1 protein-coding gene is annotated in these 8,356 nt (G+C 64.2%); it reads right to left on the bottom strand.

Annotated elements, in window-relative coordinates:
• Positions 1–8,329, bottom strand: an 8,329-nt coding sequence (locus tag VL15_RS04605) for a hemagglutinin repeat-containing protein (RefSeq protein WP_155420113.1), incomplete at its 3' end; no start/stop codon positions are given.
• Positions 8,330–8,356: the final 27 nt, after the last annotated feature.

Below are 8,356 nucleotides of genomic sequence, written 5' to 3'. Positions count from 1 at the left end.
CCGCCTGCGCCGCATTGATCAGATCCGCCTGATTGCCCAGCACCTGTTGCAAATCCGGCGTCTTGCCGACCGTGCCATTCAGGTTCGACGTATCACGCTCCAGCGTCGCCACATCCTGCTTCTGATTCGCGGGATCCGTAATCGCGATGCTGCCCGCACTAACCGCGCTCTTCGTCGTTGCGCTACTGCTGTCGCTCTCGCTCACATACAGCGGCAACGCACCACCCGTGTTCTTCCCGCTCGTCGGCCCGTGCGTCGCATAGTTGTTACCGCCATTACCGACACCACCGCCCGCACTAACCCCGAAGCTGCTCGCGTCGTATGCCGAGTGATTCTGGATATCCGAGAACGTCAGCGTCCCGGTCGTCAGCTGGTTCTTGTCCCGCGTCGCGGTACTCGCGATATACGCCCCCTTCAGGTCCGTATTGCCCTTGACCGTGATGTCAAAGCCACCGTCTCCCGCCTGAATGCCCGTCTGCTCGTGCACGCCCGCATAGTTACCGCTCGCGCGACCGTTCTGCATGCTGACGCTGGCGCTCGCGCCGCCCATGCTCGCGTTGAACCCGCCGCCCGAACTGCTCTGACGCGCGGCGCTCTGGCTCGTATCCTGCACCGACGCAAGATTCAGGTTCCCGCCGACGTCCGCGATGACCTTGTGCGCATTGACGTTCGCCCCGACGATATTGGTATCGCCGCCGCTGACGATCGTCACGGTATTGGCCGCATTGATATGCGTGTTGTTCTGCGTCGCGGCATCCGAGTTCGCATCGCCATGCGCACGCGACATCGACGCCGACACCCCGAACCCACCCGTTCCATACGAAACACCCACGCCCGCGCTCTTCGACTCGTTCGTGCTGCGCGTGATGTCCGTGTCCGTGCTGTTGATCAGATTGACCTTGTTGGTCGCCTCCAGCAGCACGTTTTTCGCCGTAACGTCCGAACCCTGGATCGTCACATTGCCCTGCCCGGCGTTCTTGTCACCGGTCGCCACGAACGCGGCCGTCCCGCCCGCCTTCACGGTGCTGCCGTTGCTCCGCGTACTGTCCGCGGTGAACGTCGACTTGCTATGCGATGAACCGAAGCTCAGTTCCACCTTCGCGTCGACCTTGCCCTTCGGATCGTTCAGCGCGTTCGTCAGGTTGCCGGTCGCGCCGACCAGATCGGCCATGCCGCCCGCCGCCGCAATCGCGTGGAGCGCCGCTGCGCGTCCGTCCTGGCTGCCGCCCGCGCCCTGCGCCTGCTGGTTCACGTTCTGGACCGCATCGATCACCGGCGACTTCACCGCCAGCGTGAAACCCGAGGTCTTCACTTCGTGGGTTTCTTCGTGATGACGATCCGTCCGCGACGCATCGATCACCACCTCCTTCGCGATGCCGATCACGTCGTTGCGCGCGACGATATCCGAGCCCGTGACATGCAGCTTGTTGCCGGCCTGCATGAAGACACTGCCGTCCGTGCTGCCGATCAGGCTGCCCTGCGAACCCTTCACCGTGTCGCGGCTGCTATCGATCGTCTGGTTCGTGCCATACGAGATCCCGGCGCCCGCACTACCGAGACCGGACTTCTTCACGTCCTTGTAGTGATATTCGCTCGAGGCCGTGTCCGCGGTCGTGACGGTAAGGTCGTGTCCTGCGACGAGGTTCACGTCGTGAGTGGCAGCAATCGTCGCGGCCTTCGCCGTGAGGTCGTTTCCGGCCTGCACGACGACGGCATTGCCCGACAAGGTCGTACCGACCGCCTGGGTATAACTGCTCGAATCGATCGTGTGCGTCGACTTCGACGACAGGAAGCCGTTTTCCTTGCGATAGTGCTCGTCTTTCGCGCTCGCGCTCCGTTCACCGGCGTTCAGGTTGACGTCGTGCCCGGCGCTGATACCGATCGCACCCTGCGCGTTCGCGTACGCAGCCGTCGTGTTCACGTCATGGCCGGCGACGATCGCCAGGTTGCCGCCCGTCGCGATCTGCGTACCCGTGTCGCTCGACGCCGAGTGTTCCGCGTGATTGCGAGCGTCCCACTTCACCGCGTCCTGGCTGCTCTGGCGAATCGCATTCAGATTGACGTCGTTTTCTGCTGCCAGCACCGCATCGCCGGTCGTCGCGATGACGGCCGCGTAGGCGTTCAGGTTCCGACCGGCGACGGCCTGCAACGTGCCCGCATTGACCGTCGATACGCGATCGATACCGGTCGCGCTGCCATTCGCCGCCGTCGCCGAACTGGTCGTGCTCGTCAGGTTGAGGTCGCGGCCGGCCGACAGCGCCACGGTGTTGCCCTGAATCAACCCGCCAAGATTGTTGAGATCCTGGTTCGCACTCGCGAGCACGGTTCCGCCCGACACCGTACCGCTGTTGTCGATCGAATCGGCGTGAATGATCGTGACGTTGCGGCTGGCGACCGTGCCGGTGTTCTTGTACGCGCCGTCCGATTCAATGGTGACGTTCTTGCCGGCGACGATCGTGCCTTCGCCGGTCACGTCGGCCGCGTTCGCGCGCAGATAGACCTGCGGCACCAACACCGTCTGCTGGCTGCCGTCCGTCATGGTCACCGTCTGATTCACGAGCCAGACAATGTCGCTCGTCAGCGCGGCCATTTGCGCATCGGTCAGTGCCGTGCCGACGTTCAGCCCGAACTGCTGCGACACGTTCACACCATTCGCCATCAGCGCTTCGTATTCGCGCTGGTTGTCCGTGTAGTCGCCGATGAAACGCTGGCCCGTCGCATGGATGATCTGTTGCTGAATCAGTTGCTGCTCATAGAAGCCATCCCCGATGCGCTTGAGCACCGCGTTCGGATCGACCTTGAGCGCAGCCAGCATCGTGTCGCTCGACAACCACTTCCGGTAATCGGTAAAGCGCGGGTCCGATTCGATCAGGAAGTGGCTGCCCGGATCGCTCGTCACCCGATACAGCGCATTGTTCGGCAAGCGCGTGTTCGGCGTCACCGTGCGCACGACTACATCGCCGACCTGGGCCTTCACGGCCGATACGGCGCCGACATCCACGCTCGACACGCCGGTATCGACCCGTACTTGGCCGCCCACCTCCTTGCCCGCTACCGGCGTCACGCCGGACCCGCTCGCGCCCTGCGCGGCGGACGTCGCCACCGCCACGCTCTTGACCGGCGTGGACGGCCTGCCCGGATCGGTCAGCACCACCGGCAGATCGATCGTTTGCGACGGGATGGCCGGCGAGTATTTGGTTGCCGAGGTCGCGCGTTCGTCACCACGGAACGCGCCGGCCGACTGGACCCACGTATAAATCGCGTCGCCCGAGCCCGTGAATGTCTCGGTGCCCGTCGCGCCGATGTTCTGCACGTTCTTCGGGTGGTTGCCGTCGCCGGCCACGATCCGGCTCTTGTCGTTGACACCGGACGCGGTATTGATCGTGATATGCCGGCCGGACGTGATCGTGCCGGGTTGTGACGCCGTGACGACGTCCTTGGTCGATTTCACGTCGACCGTATAGACGGTATAGGTCTGCACGAGGCGGCCCGCCACGTCCGCGTTGTACCCGGCAAGCGCCTGGTTCAGGTTCCGGTACGCGGCAACGGTGGCGTTGTACCACTGCTGGAACGGAGCACAGGCAGTATGTGTCGAGGTCAGGCACGATGGGCTCGGCTGACCGAACGGAGGAGGTTTCACACCGGTCACGTCGGCTTCCGTCGGCGGCTTGACGGTGAACCAGTCGTTGCCGACGCCGCGCCTGCCGGACAATATCCCGCCGATCATCGACATGAGGAACGGCCCCTGCGTGGTCCACGCCGGATTCTCGTCCGGCGGCGGTGCGACACCAAACTGCGCCCAGATGTCAGCCGGCACCGTCCGATACGCGCCGGTCTGAGCCGCCTTGTCGCCATTGACGAAGTTCGCCGCGGGATACGCCGTGTCGTCGATCCTGCCCGCGACACCGTTCATCGTGTACTTCGCATACTCGGCGAACGGATACTGCGTCGACGGCAGCAGAATGAACTTCTGGTCGTCGTCCAGTGCCCATCGGTAGTCGATGCCCGGACGAATTTCCTGGCTGTTCTTCTGGTACAGGTAAACCGTCGAAGGATCGATCCTTTCCGTCGAACCCGGCACCTGGAACCACAACACGTTGCCGCTGTCGGTCGTGACCGTCGAGGTCCGGAAGTTCGAATTCAGGTTCTCGAACCGGTTTGCGTCGATCGTGACGTCTCGACCGGCATCGATCTGCGCGCCGTCGTTCGTCACGGTTTGCGCGCTGCCGGTTGCCTGATGGTTCGCATCCAGCGTGCCGCCGACGCGAATGTCGTTGCTCGCGTAAATCAGTGCATCGTTCTGGTTCTTGAGCGTCTGCGCACCGATGTCGACGTCGCCGCGCGATGCGATCACGCCACCTACGCCGTGGTCATTCCGGTCGTTGACGACCGTATTCGCGCGCACCGCGACGGTATCGCCGTAGATTCGACCACCCGCGTTCGTCACGGTGTCGCCCGCGGTCACTGTCGTTGCACCACCATCGATCAGGCCTTCGTTCGTGATCGACTGGTTCGCGTGAACGTTGGTAGCGTTGCCACCGATGATCTCGCCGGTCGCACGGTTCCGGATGGAATGGGCGGCCACGTTGGCGGCATTGCCCGCCGACAGTACGCCGCTGTTGTCGAGCCTGCCGCCGGCCGTGGTCGTCAGATCGTGACCCGCTACGATCTGGCCGGTGTTGGTCAGATCGCCTTGCGTCGTCACGGTGACGTCGCCCATCGACTGGAGCTTGCCGTCGTTGTCGAGCGTGCCTGTCGAGATCGTCAGCCGCTGACTGCCATTGATGTCGCCCTGACTGTTGATCAGCGCATTCGCCGCCGACAGCGTTGCTGTGCCCTTCGACTGGATGCTACCCGACGTATTGTCGATGGTGGGTGCGGCCAGCTGCGCATCCTTGTCGGCACGAATCGCGCCGGCAGTATTGTCGATTGCGTGGTTCGCGCTGAGAGCAACGCTGGCGCCTTCCATCCCTGCGGCCAAACCCGGCACGCCTGCCGTCGCCGGAAGCGTCGAATTGGCGGTCTGCGCGTTGCGAATCGTATCGCCCGTCACCGACAACGTGCTGCTGGCGTGCATCGCGCCGCGCGTGTTGTCGACCGTCGTACCGGACACCGTCACATCGCTGTTGCCGCCGATCTGGCCCGCCACATTCGACACCGTGCCGGCGCTCCGTACGGTCAATGCGCCGTCCGCGACGAGCGAACCCGCATCATTGGTCACGGATGCTGCGTTGACGGTCACCGCACCGCTCGACGAGATTGCACCACCCGCGTTGCTCAGCGCTCCCGTTGTCAACGTTACGCCATTGCCGAGAACCTGACCACCCGTGGATTGCCCTGCGAGTACGCCGTTGTCGAACGCCTGGCCGCGCGTATCGACATCGAGCGCTCCCGTCGCCTGCGCCAGCCCGGACCGGTTGTCGAACGCACCCGAACGGCTCAACAACGACTGACCTGCCGCCACGTTGCCGAGCGTGTTGTCGATGGCATGTTGCCCCGACGCGAGCGTGACGTTCGCGCCCGTGATCGTGCCGCCCGCGTTCAGCAGCCCCGCGTTGGTCAGGCTCGTATCGCCCGACGCCAGCAGCTTGCCGCCTGCGTTATCCGTCGTGCCCGATGTCGTCACCGACAATGCACCCGAGACGGAACCGATGGTGCCACCGTGGTTCGTAACGGTCTGCGCCGCCACGGTCGTTTCATTGGTCGCCGCGATTGTGCCGCCTTCGTTCGCCAATGCGCCCGCTAGGTCGAGCTTCGCCGCATCCGCCGAAACCGTGCCTTGCGAATTGTCGAACGTACCGGCATGCGTATTCAGCATGCCAGCAGCGGCAATCTTGCCCTGGGTATTGTCGAGTGCCTGTGAGACGGTCAGCGTCATGTCGCCGGTGGACGTGCCGATCTGGCCAGCACGGTTGCCTAGCGCGGCGGCCGTTGCCGATAGCCCGGTTGCCCCTATCAACTTGCCGCTGTCGTTCGATACCGTACGCGTGGCGTTCAGCGACAACGCATCCGACGAGGACCCGATCTGGCCGCCCGCATTGACGAGATCCCCCGTCCGGATTTGCGCGCCGCGCTCGGCGGCCAAACTCCCGTTCGAGTTGTCGATCGTGTCGCTTGCAACGACGAGCGCCTGGGCCGAACTCACCGTGCCGCCGGTGTTCGTCAGGGACTGCGTCGCGCGCAACGTCGTATCGCCGGCGGCCGATCCGATCGTGCCCGACGCATTGCCAATGCTGCTTGCCGTCACCGACAGACCATTGCCGCCGACCATCTCACCGGACCGATTCGAGACGGTGTTCGTCGCCGTCACGGTCAACGCGCCCGTGGTGCCGATCCGGCCGCCCGTGTTCACGACATCGTTCGCGGTGATCCGTGCAGCGTCTGCGGCGATCGAGCCGGCCGCGTTGTCGAGATGGGCTGTGTGAATCGACAGGTCGTTACCGGACGCAATCTTCCCGTTCGCGTTGTTCAGCGATAACGTGACGTCGAGCGAGGTATCACCCGCCACGGAGCCGATCTGGCCTTGTGCGTTGGAAACCGTATTCGCCGTCAGCGCGAGACCATTGCCAGCTGCGATCTTCCCGTCGTCGTTCGATACGCTGCCGGTCGCCGTCAGTGCCAACGCACCCGTCGACGTGCCGATCTCGCCTGCGGCATTCGTGAAGTCGGTTGCAGCGACCTGCGCCGTGCGCGCAATCAATTTCCCATGGGAATTGTCAATCACGCCCGCCGATTTCAGCGAAAGCGCATCCGCCACCAACGTACCGGCCCGATTCGAAACCGCTTGCGCCGTCACGTTCGCAAGGTGCTGCGAACCGATGGCGCCCGAGTCGTTGACCAGTTGCCCCGCATCGAGCGTCAGATTCTGGCCGGTCATTGTTCCGCCAACGTTCGACAGCGTGCCGTTCGTGGTCACGTTGATCGCACTGGCCGCGTTGACGGTTCCATGGTCGAGCGTCACATCGTTCGCGAACAGATTGACGTTGTCGCCTGCGGCCAGCGTGCCGCTGCTTGTCATATTCGCCGCGCGCGCCGTGATCGAGCCGCCGCCGACGAGATCGCCTGCGGAATCCGCACCCGCATACGCCTGCCCGCTATTCGTGAACGAGGTTGCCGCCACCAGGTTCGCATTGCCGCCCGACGCAATCGTACCGGCATTCGACAGCGCCTCGGACGCATTCAGATCCGTCGCCTGCGCGCTGACGATCGAGCCTTGCTGCGCGACGTTCGCCCCCTCGATCCGGGTGTTCGCGGCCGACTGAAGACGCGCGGTCGGCGCAATCGTCACATCGCCGTTGTTCGAGACGTGGATATCGCCGGTCAGCGACGTGACGGAACCGGCATCTCGCACGCCCACGCCGGCCTCGGTCCCGATCATCCGGACGCTGTTGGCAAACATGCTGCCCAGCGCCTGCACGTCGATCGCGACGCCCGGCGCCGCACCTGTACCGGACTGTGCGTGCGCGGTGTTGCTCGCATAATCGACGCGGTTCGCGCCTGCCACCGCGTTGATCGAATCCGCCCAGACCTGACCGTTGATCGTCATCGCGCGTGCGATCAGGTCGATCGCACTGCCGTGGGCATCGAGCCCTGCACCGTCGACGCCGATGTGCCCCTGCTTGACGTCGAACCCGGCCAATGTGCCATCGGGATTGAAGGTCGGCATGCCGGTGGTCAGCGTGACACGCGGAGCATTCAGGAAGCCGCAACCCGCACAGGTGATGCCAGCCGGATTCGCGATCACGAGATTCGCACGATTGCCGGCGATCTCGGTCGGGCCGAGCAATCGGCTGGGGTTACCCGATGTGACCTGGTTGACGATCACGCGCGCCGTGTTGTTGCCGAGAAACGGATTCCCCTGAACCCAGCCCGCGAGCTGCGTCTGTGAGTTCCGGCCGCTGTTGACCAGCACCGCGCCCTTCGTCCCGACGTTGTACTGCGTGAAGCTGTTCAGCGAGACGCCGTTCTTCGGTGCGGTAATGTTGACGAGCGGCACGCCTGATGCCGACACGCCGACGACCGGATGCGTCGGCCCGCTGCGATCCGGCGTGATCGGCAGCGTTGCCTGCGCTTCGGCGACCAGCGGTTGCATGCCGAACGTGCACAGCGACGCAAACGCGATCGAACGCGCGGCAAACCAGATCGAGATTCCGGATTCCACAGAATCAGTGCGTACCGTTCGCCGCACACGACCGCGTTCGCCGCCCCCGCGCGCCGATGCATGTTCGTCGACGGCTACTAGCATGCCGCGCACGGCATTGAACACCAAGCGAAAGAGTCCGGAATTCATGATCGATTTCTTCCTGAAAATACGTCGGGCCAGCGACATCGCTCACGCCTTGATGCCGCTGGCCGC

Origin of the sequence: Burkholderia cepacia, assembly GCF_001039005.1 — a bacterium.
GTDB classification, from domain to species: domain Bacteria; phylum Pseudomonadota; class Gammaproteobacteria; order Burkholderiales; family Burkholderiaceae; genus Burkholderia; species Burkholderia theae.
The sequence above is the reverse complement of the archived record's forward strand: the minus strand, read 5'-3'. Positions and strand labels throughout refer to the sequence as shown.